Below are 16756 nucleotides of genomic sequence, written 5' to 3'. Positions count from 1 at the left end.
GGCCGCCTGAGCTGCGCGTTCTCAAGGGCCGTTCGGTGACCGGCGGGCACCGGCGGGCAGCCGTTCGACGGTGGCCGGGCCGCCGCGCGTCACCACGCATCACCATGCGTCACCGTGGTCATGAGAGGCGAGGGGCGGGGGCGGCCCCTGGAGGGCCCGGCGCGGGTCAGTCCGGGCGTTTCACGTCCTCCCCCTTCACGTCGGAGGCGACACCGAACGGCTTGATCACCGTCGCGCCGGCGGTCACGTCACCCGCCAGGCAGAGGGGGTCCTCGAAGATCCGCAGGTCGAGAACGAACCGCGTCGTCCGCCCCGCGCGCTCCAGGCCGTGGATTCTCTCGTCGGTGTAGCCGAGCTTGTTCAGGGCGGCCCTGACCCGTTCCGGCGTGGGGTCGGGGAGCGCGTCCAGCTCCTTGGTGATGCGTGCGGCGTGCAGCCGGCCCTCGCACCGGAAGGCGGCGGTCAGCTCCACCCCGGACGACCGGCGGGCGGGGCGCGTGGAGGACGCCGGCGGCCGCGACGGGGGGTCGCCGACGGGCGGCGGCTCGGCCGGGCGCGAGGTGAGGGGTGTCACGGGTCTCCCCGAGGGCCCGGTGGGCACAGGAGGCTCCTCGGAGTCCGGGGGTGCGGTGGGCGCGCCGGGGTGGCACGGCCGGCCGACGGCGAGTTGCATCATCATGAACTCCACCTCCGGGTCCGTCCGGGGAGGTACGGGGGCGGGTGTGGCCGTGAGGGTGCCGGCCACACCGCCGGACGTCGCCCCGGTTCCGGGCTTGGTTTCGGTCCCGCAGGCGGTGAGCACGCCGAGGGAGAAGACGGTCACGGCGGCCATGGCGCTGATTCGTGTGAGTTTCATGCGCCCAGTGTCGGAAGCGCGCCCGGCCGCGGGCATGAGCACGCGTACTCATCCCAACAGGCGTGACATACACAGGCGTTGAGCCAGGGGAACCCCGGAGGGAACGCGGAACGGCCCCGGTGCGCGTGATGCGCGCCGAGGCCGCTCCCTATCCCTACAACGGGTTCAGGCGTTCAGGCGGTGCCTTACTGACCGGCCGCCTTCTTCTTGCGGAGGAAGAAGATCGCTCCGCCGCCGACCACGACGAGCGCGACGGCGACACCGGCGATCATCGGGGTGGCGCTGGAGCCACCGGTCTCGGCGAGGTCGCCGCCACCGGTGTTCGTGCCGGGAGTGTTGCCGCCCGTGGTGTCACCACCGGTGGTGGAGCCACCGGCGGACGGGGACGGAGACGTGGACGGGGAGGTGGACGGCGCCGGGGTGGTCTCGGACGGCGTCGGGCCGGGGGTGGCCGTCTGGCAGTCGAGCACGCCCTCGATGACCTTCTCGAAGCCGTTCGGGCCCGTGATGGTGAACTTGTACGCCTCGTCCTCGGCGACCGGGACGGTGAACGTCTCGGTCTTGCCCGCGGCGATGGTGTGCGTCTCGCCCTTGACCTCGAAGGTCCAGTCCTCGTCGCCCTCGTTGCCGGCGGTGATGTCCACGCCGCCCTTGGCGCAGTTCTTCATAGCGGTCACGGACGGCAGGGCACCCTGCTTGGCCCAGGTCGCGCTCGCCTTGGCGGTGACGGTGGAGGTGCTGGTGCCGGCCAGGATGAGGGTCTGGCTCTTGACCTTCTTGGCCACGAAGGCGCGGCCGATCGGCACGACGGTGTTGGCCTGGACGTTCAGCTCGGCGCTGCCGTCGGCGGCGCCGGCCGGAACACCGAAGTAGATCTTGTTCTCGCCCTTGGAGACGGCGGTGACCGCCTTGCCGTCGGCGTCCACGATCTGCACGCCGGCGGGGGCACCGGGCGCGAGGGAGACCGCGGCGGTGTCGGCGCTGGTGTCGACGGTGATCGGGCCGAGACGCTCGCCCGCCTTTCCGGCGACGGAGGACGGCGAGAGGCTGAGCGACGCCTTCGGCTCGGCCAGGTTGGTGGCGTTCTTCTCCAGGTAGTCGGTCAGCTTCGCGGCCGCGCCGTTGGTCGGCATGGCGTCGACCTTGTCGGAGAAGTGCCAGATCGCGGCCTGGGTGGCGGCGGCGGCCGTCTCCACGGTGAGGCCCTTCGCGCCGGCCTTGCGGCCCAGCTCGCCGAGGTCGTTCACCTGCGGGTAGGAGTGCTGCAGGATCCAGCGGATCTTGCCGGCGTCCGCGTTGTCGTGGAGGGACGACTGGTCCCAGCCGACCTCGTCGTACTCCTGGCCCTGGATGGCCCTGGTGTGGAAATCGATGCAGTAGGTCTGAATGGACCCCCCGGACTTCACATCCATCTCGAACAGACCGGCGGACACCTGCCGCTCGTGCCCGTTGGACTTGACGACCACCTTGTCGAAGACCTTCAGGTCGCCGAGCGTCGCCGTGGCACCACCGATGCCCTCGTTGCCCTGGTCCGCCATCGCCGGCCCCGCGACCGCTATCGCGCTCGCGGCGACGAGGCCCGAGACCATGGCCGCGGCGGCAAGGCGGGCAACGCCGCGCCTGCGTACAGAAATCATGGAATTCCCCTCCGGACAGGCCGCTCCGCGTCATCGATCGAGACGCGTGGGGGGAGCGCCTGTCAGCAGACTCACTGACCCACGGGAAGCAAACGCCTCATGAGTACCCAGAATCCTAGGGAGCGGGAAGGCCGGGGTATCCCCTCGCGCAGTCTGATAACCATTCCGACTCGAAATCGTTATCGGAGACCGTCAGTTGGACGAGAATTGCAGGTCGCGGTATCGACAAATCCCCACGCCCGAAGGTCAGGAGGCGGACACCACCGAGGGATCCCCTCCCACTCTCCAGGGGTCGGGCACATCATCGGACGCTCCGTCAAGAGCCTTGCCGGGTACGCCGATGGACCGTACGACCCCTGCCCGCTCGTCCCGGTTCCCCCGCTTCCCCCAGTCCTCCTCCCCCGTCGGCGGCGGCCCACTCGCGGACGTCTCCCTCACCGCCCGCACCGCCCTCCGGAACGCCGCCGTGCCCCGCGTCAGATCGTGGCCCACCGCCGTCGCGGCGACGTCCACGAAGGTCTTGCGCCGCCCGTCGAGTTCCTCCTCGCGGATCTTCAACCTCCCGTGCACCACGAGGGGTTCCCCCACCGACACCGAGGCGGCCAGATTCACCGCCAGGGCACGCCAGGCGGACACCGTGTAGAAGCTGGTCGGACCGTCCGTCCAGACGGCCCGCTCGCGGTCCCAGCGACGGGCCGACACCGCGAAGCGGAACCGGGCCACCCCGCCCGTCGCCGTGTCCCGGTACTCCACGTTCGTCGCCACGTTGCCGACCAGGGTCACCGTCGTCTCGCTCATCAGCCGTCACCTTCCGCGCCGTTCGGGCCCTCGCGGCGAGGGCCGTGCTCGGATCCCATACTGATCCTCTTCCGGAGAATCCACTCAAAGCTGTGGACAGCAGGGCAGTTGTGGAAAACCCCGCCACTCGGGCGAGTGACGGGGCCTGGGGACAGCAGGGGACGGACACCCCTGGAACATGGCTTATCTGGACCGCGCGGCACCCGCCCTCGTCGGCCCGAGCCGGGTCCCCCGCGCGACGCCACCGAACCCGTGGCCGGCGTGACTGTTGTGACCACTGCGACCGCCGTGACCGCTGTGACTGTCGTAGCCACCGAGGCTCCCGTGCCCCAGTCCCGCGCCCATCCCGGCACCGGCTCCCATCCCCCGGCTCGCGACCCGCTCGGCGCCCGAGGCCGTCACGTACTGCTCGCGCACCTCCCGGTAGCGCATCAGCTCCGCCGCGATCGGATCGAGCACCCGCGCCCGCCCGCAGGCCGCGGCCGCCTCCCGCAGCCGCCGCTCGGCCTCCTGCCCGTACCGCCGCGCCGGCCCCCGTACGGCCACCGCGCACGCCCACTCCACCAGCGGACCGCCGACGATCCCCGCGAGCATGATCAGAGCGGGCACGAGCAGGCCCGGGGTCAGCACCCCGGCGATCTGCCCGATCAGCCACAGCGCGCCGAAGATCTGCAGCAGCGTCATCATCGCCTGCGCGAACACCGCCGCCGGCCACCACGCGGGCCGGGGCGGGCGGGCCGCCGGGTCGCCCATGGTCACCGTGAGTTCGTCGAGAGCCTCCGGTAGCCCGACGGCCCCGCGCGCCGCCGCCTCCCGTACCGCCTGCGCCCAGGGCCCGGGCAGCCCGCGCGCGGCCTCGTCGGAGACGGCCCGTACGGCCTGCTCGACACGCTGGCGGGCGGTCAGCTCGTCCTCGACCGGGCTGTCGAGCCTCGGGTCCGTGATGCCGTGCGCGCGGAGGGACTCGTACCAGCGGTAGAGCCGCAGCCAGGGCGTACCGCAGGCCTTGATGGCGGTGCGCCGCCAGACCCGCTCGGCGGCCTCGCCCGCCGCCCGCGCGCCGACCGCGCCCGCGAGCCGGTCGGCGAACTCGTCCCGGGCCCGCTCGCCGAGCCCGGGCCGCCCGTCCGCCACGTACACCGGACGCAGCCGGGCGGCGGCCGCGTCGACGTCGGCGGCGAGCCGCCGCTCTGGCGCGGTGCGCTCCTGGACGAACCGGCCGAGCAGCTCGCGCAGCTCCCCGACGCCCGCGCCGGTCAGCGCGGACAGGGACAGCACCGTGGCGCCCGGCTCGCCGTGCTCGCCCAGCGCCATCCCGTCGTCGTCGAGCAGCCGGCGCAGATCGTCGAGGACGAGGTCGGCGGCCTCGGTGCCGAGCCGGTCGATCTGGTTGAGGACGACGAAGGTGACCTCGGCGTGCCCGGCGAGCGGCCGCAGATAGCGCTCGTGCAGGGCCGCGTCCGCGTACTTCTCCGGGTCCACCACCCAGATCACCGCGTCGACCAGGCCGAGCAGCCGGTCCACCTGGTCGCGGTGGGCGGTGACGGCCGAGTCGTGGTCGGGCAGGTCGATGAGGACGAGGCCCTGGAGGTCGCTGTCGCCGGTGCCGCCCGCGAGCGGCCGGCGGCGCTGCCGGCCGGGGATGCCGAGCCGGTCGAGGAGCCCGGCGGCCCCCTCCGACCAGCACAGCGCGAGCGGCGCGGAGGTGGTGGGGCGGCGCAGTCCGGTCTCGGCGACGGGGACGCCCGCGAGGGCGTTGAACAGCGTCGACTTGCCGCTGCCGGTGGCGCCCGCGATGGCGACGACGGTGTGCCGGGACGACAGCCGCTGGCGGGCCGCCGCCTCCTGGAGGACCCGGCCGGCCTCGGCGAGCACCTCACTCTCCACGCGCGTACGGGACAGGCCGACGAGTTCGTGGAGCGCGTCGAGCCGGGTGCGCAGGGCTCCCCCGTACCCACCGCCGCCGAGGGCGGGCGGCGCGTCGTCCTCAGTGTCGGATCCGGCGGCGCGCCCGGGGGCGGACGGCGCCGGGGCTCGCTCGTCCGGGTGCGGGGAGCGGCCGGCGGCGGTGGAGGCGTGGGAGTCGGAGTCGGGGGTGCGGTCGGTGGGGGTGCGGTCGGCGGCGCGGCGCGCGATCAGGCCGTCGTCCCAGCGGCGGGCGGACCGCTCGGAGCCGGGGGCGTCGGGGGCGGTGGGGGTGCCGGTGGGGTCGGCGGGGTCGGTGGCCTCGGGCGCGGTCGCGGGCGGGGCCGAGGTCGCGCCCGTCGCTTCGGCCGGGGGCTCGGGCGCGGGTTCCACGGCGGTACCGTCCACGGCCCCGCTCACTCGCCCGGCCGGTGTCCCGGTTCCGACGTCCCCGGCGCTCCCGGAGCCGCGCTCCGTACCCGGGTGCGCGCCCTGGTCCCCATCCACCTGTGCGTCCATGTCCACGGCGTCACTTCTCCTTCTGCAGTACGGAGAGCGCGGCGATCAGTTCGGCCTGCGGCTCGGGGGTCACGTCGAGGGCGTCGAGGGGCGCCAGGCAGCGGTCGCGTTCGGTGTGCAGGGCGCGGTCGAGGTACGCGGTCGCCAGCTCGCCGCCCTTGTCGCGCAGCCGCAAGGCGCCCTGGGCGCCGAGGAGTTCGGCGAGCCGGTCGCCGGCGGCCCGGGTGCGCCGGCCGCCGAGGAGGACGGCGGCGAGGAGCGCGGTGAGGGTCTCGCTGTCGGGGGCGGCGGGCGCGGGGGCGCGGCGGCTCGTGCGGGTGGGACGGCCGGTACGGGCGGCGGCGGGACGTTCCATCTCCCGTACCTCCTCCTCGACCATCTCCTCCAGGACGCGCCGCCAGCGCCGTACGGTCATCGCGACCCGCTCGCCGGAGTCCGGGTCGGCGCCGCCGTAGCGGGCCGGGCGGCCGTACGGGAGCAGGGCGAGCGCGGCGGGCTCGCGGCGCCAGGCGTCGCGGACGCGCTCGTCGGCGGCGGCGACGGCGCACTGCGCGAGCGCGGCGAGGGACTCCACGAGCGCGTCGAGGAGTTCGCCGGCGGAGCTGTCCCGGGGGTAGCCGCGCCAGCGCGTCCGCGCGTCGCCGGCGAGGACGGCGCCCCGGCGCACCTGCTCGCGCAGTCGCCGCCCCTGTTCCTCGTACGCCGCCTCGACGGCGCCCCCGAGCCGTACGGCCGCCGCGTACTGCGCCGCCACGGCCCCCGCCAGCTCCGGCATCCGGCTGTCGAGCGAGTCGAGCACCCCGGCGGCGGTCCGGCCGACGGCCTGCTGGCGGGCGGCCGGGTCCTGGGCGCAGTGGGCGAGCCAGCCGCGCAGCGGGGCGACGGCGTTGTCGGGCAGCAGTCCGCTGCCGCCGCCGGTGGACTCGGGCAGCTCGGGGATGGTGAACCGGGGCAGGTCGCCGAATCCGGCCTTGAGGAGCAGCGCCTCGTACTGCCGGGAGACCTCGCCGATGACCTGGTGCGGGACGCGGTCGAGGACGGTGACCAGGGTCGCGTCGTACTCCTTGGCGGTCCGCAGCAGGTGCCAGGGGACGGCGTCGGCGTACCGGCTCGCGGTGGTGACCATGACCCAGATGTCGGCGGCGCAGATCAGCTCGGCGGCGAGCAGGCAGTTCTCGACGACGAGCGAGTCGATGTCGGGCGCGTCGAGGAGCGCGAGCCCGCGCGGCAGGGTGGCGGAGGTCTCGACGCGCAGGGAGTTGTCCTCGGGGGGCTCCTCGGGGTGGTCGTCGTCCTGCTGGGGCAGCCAGACCCGGGTGAGCTGGGGCAGGACGCGCATGCCGGCGAACCAGTGGTGATCCTCGGGGTGGCAGACGAGCACGGGGGTCCGGGTGGTGGGCCGGAGCACTCCTGCCTCGCTGACGCGCCGCCCGACGAGCGAGTTGACCAGCGTCGACTTCCCGGCCCCGGTGGATCCGCCGACGACCGCGAGCAACGGCGCGTCGGGATCTTTCAGACGGGGCACCAGGTAGTCGTCGAGCTGTGCGAGCAACTCGGCCCGGGTCTGCCGGGCCCGGGGCGCGCCGGGGAGCGGAAGGGGAAGACGCACGGCGGCGACACGGTCGCGCAGGGCGGAGAGTGCGTCGATGAGCTGGGGCCGTTCGTCCAAGGTCACCACATGCGAAGAATGCCCAATTTAGGAGTCATTTTGAAGCGTATGGGCGCCCTGCGCGCCGACCGAACGGATGTAGCCGAGAACGTCAGGCATAACGACTGCACAACACCCGGCCCCCGTGGCGCAAAAAGCGCTGCGCGAATCGCACCTGGCTGCGATTATCGGACCGCTTCACCGAACCTCCACATCGTGCCACGCAGGTGAAGCAGCCGGGCCAGGGCCACCGGACCCCTATCCTTGACCCGGTCACCGTCGGCCCCCGTAGCTCAGCGGATAGAGCAGGTGCCTTCTAAGCACTTGGCCGCAGGTTCGAGTCCTGCCGGGGGCGCGTGACGGAAGACCCTCCTTCGGGAGGGTCTTTCTGCTGGTCGGGGGAGTTTTTCGGTCGAGATGGGGCGGGGCGGGAACCGGGCACTGTTGGCTTGATCCGTCCGACTGGAACCGGCCGGGGGCGGCCTCTGGCGGCCGTCCGGCCCGAAAACGGCCCGAAGTTCGGGCCGCCACCCACACCCACCTCCCGACATCCGCCTGAGTCTCGGCACCCCGATCGCGGGCCCCGTCGCGCCTGGCCCTTCGCGCTCCGCGCAACGCTGCCGCCACCTTCACAACACCGGGATGGCCGCCCCGCCGACGGCGGCCCCACTCTCAACGACGAGGCCGACGGTGTGCGCTTCGTCCAGCCCGCCGGCCTCGTCCCACACAACATCCACGCCGGCATGCGCCAGCAGATCGAAAACGACCTCTCAGGCCTGACCATGCTCCGGACAGCCCAGAGGGGGCTGTACGACTCGTCGTCGTACAGCCCCCTCGGAGGATCTGCTTAGGAGTTTCCCCTTCCGTTGCCGTAGTCGGAGCCGCCAGAGCCGTAGCCGCCGCCTCCGCCCGAGGTCACCTGGATGGTGGCGGTGGCAGTGTTGCTGGTGATCGTGTCGCCCTCAACGCCGAGCGCGGTGGCGTGGGCGGTGTTGGTGACCGGGCAGGTGGTGCCGTGGTCGCCGTACCCGCCGTTTCCGCTGCCGCGCGTGCCGCACACCGCGTCGGCTTCGGTGACGGTGTACGTGCCCCGGCAGGTCGTGCTCTGACCGGGGTCGAGGGTCGTCGTGTCACAGGCCACCGACGCCACGTGGTCGTCATGGACAGCCACGTCCGTCAGCGCCGTCTGCCCGGTGTTCGTCACCGTGTAGGTGTACGTCACCTCGTCGCCCGGAGAGGCGGTGCCCTCCACGTCGGACTGCTTCGTGATCGACAGCGACGACTGGCCCGAGACGACCGGAACCGTCTCCTCGGCCGGCGGGCTCTCCACCGTCCCACCCTCGGGATCGGTGCCGCTGGCGAGGGCCGTGTTGGTCACGTGGCCGGCCGCGGCATCGGCGTCCGTGATGACGTAACTGCCGTGGCACCGGGTGCTGTCTCCGGGGCTGCCCTGGGGGGCGAGGGTGGTGGACTCGCAGGTGATGCCGGTGACCCGGTCGTCCGTGACGGTGAGGTTGGTGATCTGGGTTGGGCCGGTGTTGCTGACGGTGTAGGTGTAGGGAACGGTGTCACCGACGTGGAACGGACCGGGAGTGTCAGCCTCCTTGACGATGCCGAGACCGGCCGGTTCCTGGCTGGGGACGACCTGATCGACGACCCACGGCGCCTCGGTGGGAAGGAGGTCGGTCAGCGCGCCGGACACGTCACTGGCCGCCTGCGCGGCGATCTTGTTCCAGGTCCGTTCGCCGCCGACGAACGCGGCGCCACCGGCCTTGGTGGTGGGCACGTTCATGGTCCACGTGTAGGTGTACGTCGTGCCGGGCGCGATGATCGTGTTGCCGTAGTCGAAGCGGATCGCGCGCACCGCCGACCAGTTGGTCACCCCGCCCGCCGTGACCCAGTCAGAGTGGGCGTTGACATCGCCGCCGCAGTAGAACGGCTGGGTGCCGGTGTTGTCCATCTCGGGCCGGCAGGGGTCGGTGTTGGTGGAGTAGTAGACCGTCACCGGATCGGAGCCGGTGTCGATCGGCCCGGTCAGCGTCGGCACCCATTCGTTGACGTCGCTGTGATCGGCATACCGGGAAGCCGTCACACCGGTGTTGTCGGGGTACGGAAGCAGGTCGTAGGCGACGAAGTGGGTCATGGGCTCGTTGCCGTTGTCAGCGAGAGTCACACGGTAGGTGACGGTGCCGCCCGCGGTGGAGGTACCCACCTGGGTGGGGTCCTGTTCCGCCGATCCGAGGAAATCGGTGTCCCTGTCACCCTTCACCTCCTTGGTGACGCCCAACGCCGCCGACCGGGCCACGGCGAAGTCGGCGGTGGTCGCCGAGACACCTTCCTGCGTGTCACCGTTCTTGTTCACATCGGCGGCGTCCGCGACCTTGCCGAAGCTGCCGGCGAGCAGGTAGCCGCGCACATCGAACAGGTACGCGACGTTACCCTCGTAGGCCGGCTGAACGGGGTAGGTGGGGTCCGTCGGTCCCGCGCCACCGGCAGTACCCCCGTACGTGCCGGCAGGCGTGTACGGATTGACGGTCGTCTGGAACGCGTACCGGCAACTGTCGCTCAACGGAACGGTGGCGCCGGAGCCGGCCGTGGTCGCGATCAAGGCTGTGCGGCCGTTGAGGTAGTTCGGCGTCAGTGACACCTCGAAGTCGGACGCCACCGGACACCCTGCCGCCTGGCCGGCGGCGAGGGTGAAGGATCCCGGCACGTAGGTCAGCTGGGGCGGGATCAGGTCGATGATCTCGGGCTGGAGGTCCGTGGTCGCCAGGCTCGGGTCCCAGCCGATGTTCAAGCCCCAGGTCTGCGTCGCTCCCGGCGCGGCCGGGGTGGGGCCGACGAGGTCCTTCCTGAGGTACCCGCTGGTGAGGTACTCCTTGATCCTCAGCGACGAGCAATCCGTGGCGGTGTCGTCGGCCACGCCAGGCGCCGAGACGGTCGTGCTCTGGCAGTTCGTGATCGTCGATCCGGGCGTCGCGGACGCGTCGATCGTGCCGTTGATGATGATGCCGTAGGTCGTCGACGGCGAGACGTTCGGGATGGTCACGGTGATGTTGGTGACCCGCACACCGGGCTTGGTGATGTCGAGCCGCGAGCCCGGCCAGGTGAGTGTCTCCTGCGACGAGTCGCTGTAGGTCACCACGATCGTCGTGCCGCTGGGCGGCGGGGCCCCCGTGCTGTTGCTCTGAAACGAGCCGATGGCCGTCGCGTTGAACCCTGCCGGCAGGTCGTCGCGCATGACGAGCGACGCGTCGACGTTACCGCGATTGCCCACGTTGATGTACCAGTTCGCGGGCCCGTTGACGGCCGCCACGCTGTAGTCGGTGCCCTTGTACGTATACGCCTCGACCACCGGCGGACCGCTGGGGATCGTCGTGACCGCCGTGGCGGTGAGCGGAGGGATCGGCGTGGTCGAGCCGAAGGGCGTAGCCTCCAGCCTCGCCGTGTTCGTGAAGGTGTCGTCCGGCTGCGCCGTAGCCGGGAGCGTGTACGTGATGGTGCGCCCGGCCTGGTCGCCGGCCATCCGGGGGATGGCCGGCCAGGTCGCGGTGTGAGTGCCGGAATCGTACGTGCAGCCGTCGCTGCAGCTCACGAACGTGACTCCAGGTGGCAGCACATCGGAGATGACCACGTTGTCAAGGGCGAGCCCGCCCTCCGCCGACGTCGGGTTCGTCTGAATGTTGCGCGCGAAGATCAGGTAGGAGACCGTGCCGCCGGCGACCGCGATGCTGGGACCGCTCTTGAAAAGCTCCGGGTTGGGCACGGCGTTGAGTTGGACAGTGGCGGTCGAGGGCTCGACGGTGTCGCCGGCCGTGTCGCTGGCGGTCACGGTGACCGTCTGCGGTCCGGGCGCCGTCAGGTAGTTCTGGGTCGGCCAGTTGACCTGGATCTGCTGCGAATTGCCGGCGGTCGCGTTCGGCCACGTGAGCGTGAGCGTGCCCGCCGAATCGGCCGACTGGGTGATCCCGGCCGCGATTTGGGCGGGGCTCAGCGACGCGCTGGGCGTGCCGGCGGCGCTGGTCCAGCCGGCCGGCGCGGGCATCGTGGCCGTGATCGTCCCGCAGCCGGTCGGGTTGGAGCACTGCACATTGAGCGCGTAGATCAGTACGTCGCCGGAGTTCACCGGGGTCGTCACCGGCGACAACGCGACCGTGAGCAGCGTTTGCGCGTGCGCGACGACGGCCGGCCCGGTGGCGCACACCAGCAACGCGGCCACCATGGCGACCCGCCAGAAGTGCAGCCAGGTCGGCGGTCTCGGCGGGCACCCGGCCGAACGCCCGGGACCCCGCCACCTCCCCCACTTCCACAACCGGCCGCCCGGCGCCTTACCGCCGGCACGGCCCATACCCGCCTTGCCCATGTCCACCTCCGGAGCTACCCATGATTTACGCGATGGAGAATCGCCTCCGATCTGGAAATCGATGACGAATCAGGCGAATGCTAATCTCCTCCGACTCTTACACCTTTCCTTCAAATGTCGGCATTCAGGCGATTTTTGATTGCTGCGATTCGGGTCGGCATTCGGGCGCCTCCGATACAGCCGCACCGGTGGAGTCCCGAGGCTTCGCACCAACTGCTGGAGGGCGTAGCCCACATGATCTGGCGTCAGTGGCCCGCTTCAGGGGGACGGGCGAAGGTGTAGCCGCTTTCCATCCACTTGTCGCCCGCAGCGGCCTTGTCGGCCTCCTGGCGGCGCACACAGGACGCCTGGGCAGGCCCCCTGGGCACGGCGCGCCCATCGCGACGGACTTCCCCTGACGGGCAGTCGGCTGATTGGCCCAGTGACCCAGCGGACCAGATCACCCACGGCCACAGGGCGCGAGTGTTTTTGGGCGACGAGGCGTCACAATTATTATGAGATATCAGGATTGACTGGTTCGCGCCGTTGGTGGAACAGGACGCGGCCCCGGATGATCAAGGTCTGAAGCCATTGATCACAACCGAAGCCGCGTCTGCATGCCATCCTGGATCTGCGTGAGCGCATCGGCCTCGTGCGCGGCATCCCGCGCACTTGCACCCTGGCCCGCCTCCTCGCCCGTATCGACGGCGACGCCCTCGATACGGCCCTGGGCGCATGGCTCCGGCTGCAGCACACCGACCCGCTCGCCGGATCCGTGCCGGCAAAGAGCCCAGCCAAGCGGCAAGCCATCTCAGTACGGTAAGACCCCGCGTGGCTCGCGCACCCGCGAACGCCGGGCGGTCCGCCTGCCCGCCGCTTCGATCCACGGCACCCGCGCCGTCATCGCCCAGCGCCAGGTCGACTCCAAGAGCAATGAGATCACCGCGTTCCGCCCGCTGCTCGACCCCCTGGACCTGGCCGACACCGTGGTCACCTTCGATGCCATGCACACCCAGCACGACCACGCCCACTTCCTCGCCGAGGAGAAGAAGGCGCACTACAACGCACTGATCAAGGGCAACCATCCCAGAACCTTGTCGCCGCGCGTGGCATTGTCCCCGTCCGGGACTCGAAGGTCTCCGACAGGCCGTCGCTCAGCGTCTCCGCTGCCGCGTTCTCGTCGTTCGTCGCGGGCGTCAAGGGCGCCGAACTCGGCGACTGAGACGTCAAATCTCGCACCCCTGCCCCTATTGGGGGACAAGGGAACAGCGTTTCCCCGGAAACGGAGCGGCAGGCCTCGGGCAAGCCGCGACGGGGGACGGGAACGCGCTGAGGCGTTGCCCGGCCGAGCCGGCCCCGTAGGCCCGGCCGGCCCCCGACGCGTCCACTCCTCCCTGAGATGTGCCGGATCATGGAGGACATGGTCTTCACCGAGGTGTACGTGGACCATCCGCGCAACCAGTGGACCAGCCCAGAGCTCGACGAGGACATCCAGCGCCTCCAGCGGGACACCGAGCTGAAGATCGCCGTATCCCGGCTCAAACAGCGCTATCTCACCTCCCGCGACGCCCTCCTGCACGGGGACCTGCACACCGGCTCGATCATGGTCTCGGAGTCGTCCACTGGCATGATCGACCAGGAGTTCGGCTGCTACGGCCCCATGGGCTTCGACCTCGGCACGCTCCTGGCCCACCTGCTGATCGCCTACTACGCCGCCGACGCGCACCCCGCGGACCGAACCGCGCAACAGGACTGGCTGCTGGCCTCCGTCGCACAGCTCTGGAACGACTTCCGCAGCCACTTCACCGAACTGTGGCGCGGCCACGCCGACGGGGACGCCTACCCGCCGGCCCTCTTCACCGGCCCCGCCGCACCCGCACTGGAGACGGAACGGAACCGCTACCTGGACGAGTTGTTCACCGAGACCCTCGGCTTCTGCGGAGCGGAGATCATCCGGAGAGTCGTCGGCTTCGCCCGCCCGGCCGACTTCACCACCCTCAGCGACACCACGGCGCGCGCCGCCGCCGAGCGCCGGGCTCTGGCGCCGGCCCGCCGCCTCGCGACGGCCCCGACCGCCTACCGCACCGCCGAAGCCCTCACCGAGGCAGCTCACACCAGCTGATCCGCGATGTGGAGACAACGCCGGCAGCGTCCACTCAGCGAGATCGCGTTACGACAAGATGACCGGCATACGCCGTGCTCAGCGCCGCACCACGAGATGCCTGCCGCACCACCCACGCGATTCCGCCGTAGGTTTACGCCCCAGTACATCGCATCCGCACCTCAGCCCCCTTGATACCTGACGGTAGCCGCGTGAACACTGAAAGTGGGCGCGGTCGCGTGACCGCACCACCGAACAGACTCGTCGGCACGGTCGGACACGCGGGTGCGTACACCGTGACCGTCCGGCCACTCTCGTCAGATGAAACCGCTTCCAGGTTCTTTCCATGCGTGCGGGCGAGTCGTGTCTGCTACACGGAGGAAACAAATGGCAGGCATCACCAAGATCACGGTCCAGCTGATCACGGCACCCGACACGGGGGCCGGCACCCACGGCTTCGTGTACATCGGGGTCGCCGGCCGGGAGTTCCACGTGGACTCCTCCCGTAACGACTTCGAGCCCGGCGACAACTACACGTACGTCTTCGGCGACGGCTCCAACGTGCTCGACGCCGCGCGCAACGACCCACGCCACGTCCCCGCCCTCGACACCGATGACGTCGACCGCTACCCCGTCTACCTCCGCTTCGAGGGCGTCGACAACAACGACGACTGGCTTCTGGACCGCGTGATCGTCACCGTCAACCCGGGCGGCTCCGGCTCCAGCACCTACGACAACCCGCGCCTCGCCGGAGGCGGAGCAGACCAGAAGATCTGGCTCAGCCAGCGCTCGGGCAAGACCGTCTACCTGCGGCGCGTCTGACCGGTGAGCCGCCGGTGTCCCCCGCTCGATCCGAAGCGGGGGCACCGGCACGCCGTGAGAGTGATCGACACCGGAATGAGGCGACGAGCGTCCCCCGGAAGCCTCGTCCCTCGAACTCGTGCGCCTACCCGCCATCGGCCACGCAGGCCAGCGCCTCGCCGAGGGTGAAGGCCCCGGTGTACAGGGCGCGGCCGATAAGGGCGCCGTCCACCCCGGCCGGTGCCAGCGCCAGGACCGCCCGCAGGTCGTCCAGGGTGGCGATGCCTCCCGCGGCCAGGACGGCGGCCGGGGTCCGGTCGCACACCTCGCCGAAGAGCTCCAGGTTGGGGGCCGAAAGGCTGCCCTCCCGGCTGACGTCGGTGACGACATAGCGCGCGCAGCCCGCGCCGTCGAGCACGGCGAGTGCCCGCCACAGGTCCCCCGCGTCCGTCCCGTGCCCCGGCCCCGCCAGGCGGGGGCCGCGGTCGGTCACGTGGACCGGCAGACTGACACCGATCCGCTCCCCGTACCGGGCGACCGCCTCGGCGCACCACCGGAGATCGGTCAGGGCGCCGCGGCCGAGGTTGAACCGGCTGCACCCGGTGGCGAGGACCCGTTCGAGAGCGGCCGGATCGTCGACACCGGCCCGGCACATCAACTGGACGTCGAGGTCGACGGCCTCGACGACACGGCGGGCCTGCTCGAAGTCGAAGCCGCCGTCCGCCTCCTCGGTCATCACCAGGTGCAGCCACCTGGCCCCTTGTTCCTGGAAGGCCAACGCGGCCCCGACCGGGTCGCTCCGGTCGAGCTCTGGCACCTGGCCGTCCCCCACCAGGTGCACCACCCGGCCACCGGCCACATGCACCGAGGGAAAGAGCTCGAACCTAGCCGCGGCACCCGTCTCCGGCACGGAACCCGCTCCCTGAACGCCTCGCGCCACCTTCGCCACCGTCCTGCCTCGACCGCCGAAGAAAACCCGTCCGTGCACCGGGCACGATAGGGCGTTCTCCGCCGTCCTGATACAGCGCGAACACGCCACCGCCTCCGCCGCGCACGGCACGGCGGAGGCGGGTGGGCCGACCCGAGCGGTCTACCTGCCGTCCACCCTGGCCCGGGCCATCGTCGCCGGGTCAGACGGCCCGACGGTTGCCCTTGTCGTCGCAGGGGATCCGGGACGCCGGGTGGTGGGCGAGGAAGTCGCGGGTGGCCTGCCGTTCCGCCTCGGCGAGCGCCGTCGGCCTCACGTCGACAATGCCGCCGAAGGGCCGGTCGACGTCCTTGATGATGATCAGCGTCGTGGTGAGCAGGACGGTGATCACCGTGAGGGTGACGATCTGGCTGCGGTTGTTCTCGCGCGGCAGACAGAAGCCGAGCGCCATCACCGTGATCACCAGAGTCGCGAGCAGGAACCAGAAAATGGCGGCGGCGATGCTCGGGGTCGCCTGGGTCAGGCGTTCGTCGCGCGCGACGGAGCGGTCGTTGTCGGCCGAGACCAGCATGCCGAAGACCGGCTTGTCCTGGAGCTGGCCGAAGACCGTCCGGAAGTCGGTGGACCACACGCTGGGCGCCGGGGAGCCGGCACCGCTCCCCTTGGCCATGGTGGGCCATTCCTGGGTACGTACGGCGCGGGCGTAGCAGATGGCGTCGGCCTGGATCCGCGCCCGCTGCGGCGAGCTCGCGGGAAGATACCCGGCCGTCTCCACCAGCTGGTCCAGCGACCGGGCCTCGCTGTCCGCGGCGACCTCGGCCTTGCCGTAGGAACCGTTGGCGGTGACCAGGACGAAGCTCAGCAGGAGCACGGTCATCGTCAGCAGCGGGCCGACGAGGTCCTTGACCGCCATGCCCTTGCCGTCGTCCTCCTTGAGGAGCCTCGGCCGCAGCCACTTGTTCGCGGCGAGGCCGGCGAGCAGGGCCAGCGCGGCGAGGACGATGACGAGGACCATGGACGGTCACCTCCGGGGACGGGCGGGGGTCCCCTGCCTCAGGCGGGAAGGGGGAGGAATCGGTCGCGGTACGGCCGCGATCATCCCGCCCCCGCCGCCCCGGCCTTCCGGGGAAACGGCATCGTTCCCGAACGGACGACACCTCTTCCGCCGAACGGCCGCCCCTGCCGCCCCACCGCCCGCTACCAGCCCCTGCCGCCCCCACC

General features: G+C 71.3%; 12 protein-coding genes, 1 tRNA gene and 1 pseudogene. 4 read left to right on the top strand and 10 right to left on the bottom strand.

The window, feature by feature from the left end; genetic code table 11:
• Nucleotides 1–166: 166 nt before the first annotated feature.
• The 5 genes from ACGFRB_RS12055 to ACGFRB_RS12035 form a co-directional block, all read right to left on the bottom strand.
• Complete coding sequence (locus tag ACGFRB_RS12055) at nt 167–856, bottom strand: hypothetical protein (RefSeq protein ID WP_393242184.1); 690 nt, start codon at nt 854–856, stop codon at nt 167–169.
• A 185-nt stretch (nt 857–1041) separates the two neighbouring features.
• Nucleotides 1042–2493, bottom strand: a complete 1452-nt coding sequence (locus tag ACGFRB_RS12050) for a Cys-Gln thioester bond-forming surface protein (RefSeq protein WP_393242181.1) — start codon at nt 2491–2493, stop codon at nt 1042–1044.
• Between the two features lie 246 nt (nt 2494–2739).
• Nucleotides 2740–3291 (bottom strand): single-stranded DNA-binding protein, encoded by a 552-nt coding sequence (locus ACGFRB_RS12045; protein WP_393242178.1) that lies wholly within the window; start codon nt 3289–3291, stop codon nt 2740–2742.
• A gap of 183 nt (nt 3292–3474) precedes the next feature.
• Nucleotides 3475–5715, bottom strand: coding sequence for a GTPase (locus tag ACGFRB_RS12040; RefSeq protein ID WP_393242545.1), 2241 nt, complete (start codon nt 5713–5715; stop codon nt 3475–3477).
• 10 nt (nt 5716–5725) lie between these two features.
• The gene (locus ACGFRB_RS12035; RefSeq protein WP_393242543.1) at nt 5726–7384 is read right to left on the bottom strand and encodes a dynamin family protein; all 1659 of its coding nucleotides are present in this window, start codon (nt 7382–7384) and stop codon (nt 5726–5728) included.
• A gap of 261 nt (nt 7385–7645) precedes the next feature.
• Between ACGFRB_RS12035 and ACGFRB_RS12030 the strand changes: the two genes are divergently transcribed.
• Nucleotides 7646–7718: transfer RNA gene (locus tag ACGFRB_RS12030), tRNA-Arg, on the top strand.
• A 492-nt stretch (nt 7719–8210) separates the two neighbouring features.
• Here the strand turns inward: ACGFRB_RS12030 and ACGFRB_RS12025 are convergent.
• The 3 genes from ACGFRB_RS12025 to ACGFRB_RS12015 form a co-directional block, all read right to left on the bottom strand.
• On the bottom strand, nt 8211–11585 hold the full coding sequence (locus ACGFRB_RS12025) for a hypothetical protein (RefSeq protein WP_393242175.1): 3375 nt from the start codon (nt 11583–11585) through the stop codon (nt 8211–8213).
• Between the two features lie 386 nt (nt 11586–11971).
• Entirely contained in the window at nt 11972–12094 is a 123-nt protein-coding gene (locus ACGFRB_RS12020) for a hypothetical protein (RefSeq protein WP_393242172.1), read from the bottom strand.
• A 206-nt stretch (nt 12095–12300) separates the two neighbouring features.
• The gene (locus ACGFRB_RS12015; RefSeq protein WP_393242169.1) at nt 12301–12459 is read right to left on the bottom strand and encodes a hypothetical protein; all 159 of its coding nucleotides are present in this window, start codon (nt 12457–12459) and stop codon (nt 12301–12303) included.
• Nucleotides 12460–12795: 336 nt separating this feature from the next.
• On the opposite strand from ACGFRB_RS12015, the pseudogene ACGFRB_RS12010 reads away from it, so the two are divergent.
• The 3 genes and pseudogenes from ACGFRB_RS12010 to ACGFRB_RS12000 form a co-directional block, all read left to right on the top strand.
• Nucleotides 12796–12927, top strand: a pseudogene (locus ACGFRB_RS12010) (DUF397 domain-containing protein); the annotation flags it as partial.
• A gap of 189 nt (nt 12928–13116) precedes the next feature.
• On the top strand, nt 13117–13827 hold the full coding sequence (locus tag ACGFRB_RS12005) for a phosphotransferase (protein WP_393242166.1): 711 nt from the start codon (nt 13117–13119) through the stop codon (nt 13825–13827).
• 366 nt (nt 13828–14193) lie between these two features.
• Nucleotides 14194–14628, top strand: a complete 435-nt coding sequence (locus ACGFRB_RS12000; RefSeq protein ID WP_393242163.1) for a hypothetical protein — start codon at nt 14194–14196, stop codon at nt 14626–14628.
• 124 nt (nt 14629–14752) lie between these two features.
• On the opposite strand, the gene ACGFRB_RS11995 is transcribed toward ACGFRB_RS12000, so the two are convergent.
• On the bottom strand, nt 14753–15517 hold the full coding sequence (locus ACGFRB_RS11995; protein ID WP_393242160.1) for a HisA/HisF-related TIM barrel protein: 765 nt from the start codon (nt 15515–15517) through the stop codon (nt 14753–14755).
• 220 nt (nt 15518–15737) lie between these two features.
• Nucleotides 15738–16550 (bottom strand): hypothetical protein, encoded by an 813-nt coding sequence (locus ACGFRB_RS11990; RefSeq protein WP_393242157.1) that lies wholly within the window; start codon nt 16548–16550, stop codon nt 15738–15740.
• Nucleotides 16551–16756: the final 206 nt, after the last annotated feature.

The organism is Streptomyces sp. NPDC048718 (assembly GCF_043198875.1).
GTDB lineage: Bacteria > Actinomycetota > Actinomycetes > Streptomycetales > Streptomycetaceae > Streptomyces.
This window is presented reverse-complemented; position numbering and strand designations above follow the sequence as displayed.

What these genes read in the sequence shown, in the direction of transcription:
- ACGFRB_RS12055 (WP_393242184.1), bottom strand. Translation starts at nt 856, where the DNA reads ATGAAACTCACACGAATCAGCGCCATGGCCGCCGTGACCGTCTTCTCC.
- ACGFRB_RS12050 (WP_393242181.1), bottom strand. Translation starts at nt 2,493, where the DNA reads ATGATTTCTGTACGCAGGCGCGGCGTTGCCCGCCTTGCCGCCGCGGCC.
- ACGFRB_RS12045 (WP_393242178.1), bottom strand. Translation starts at nt 3,291, where the DNA reads ATGAGCGAGACGACGGTGACCCTGGTCGGCAACGTGGCGACGAACGTG.
- ACGFRB_RS12040 (WP_393242545.1), bottom strand. Translation starts at nt 5,715, where the DNA reads ATGGACGCACAGGTGGATGGGGACCAGGGCGCGCACCCGGGTACGGAG.
- ACGFRB_RS12025 (WP_393242175.1), bottom strand. Translation starts at nt 11,585, where the DNA reads ATGGTGGCCGCGTTGCTGGTGTGCGCCACCGGGCCGGCCGTCGTCGCG.
- ACGFRB_RS12005 (WP_393242166.1), top strand. Translation starts at nt 13,117, where the DNA reads ATGGAGGACATGGTCTTCACCGAGGTGTACGTGGACCATCCGCGCAAC.
- ACGFRB_RS12000 (WP_393242163.1), top strand. Translation starts at nt 14,194, where the DNA reads ATGGCAGGCATCACCAAGATCACGGTCCAGCTGATCACGGCACCCGAC.
- ACGFRB_RS11990 (WP_393242157.1), bottom strand. Translation starts at nt 16,550, where the DNA reads ATGGTCCTCGTCATCGTCCTCGCCGCGCTGGCCCTGCTCGCCGGCCTC.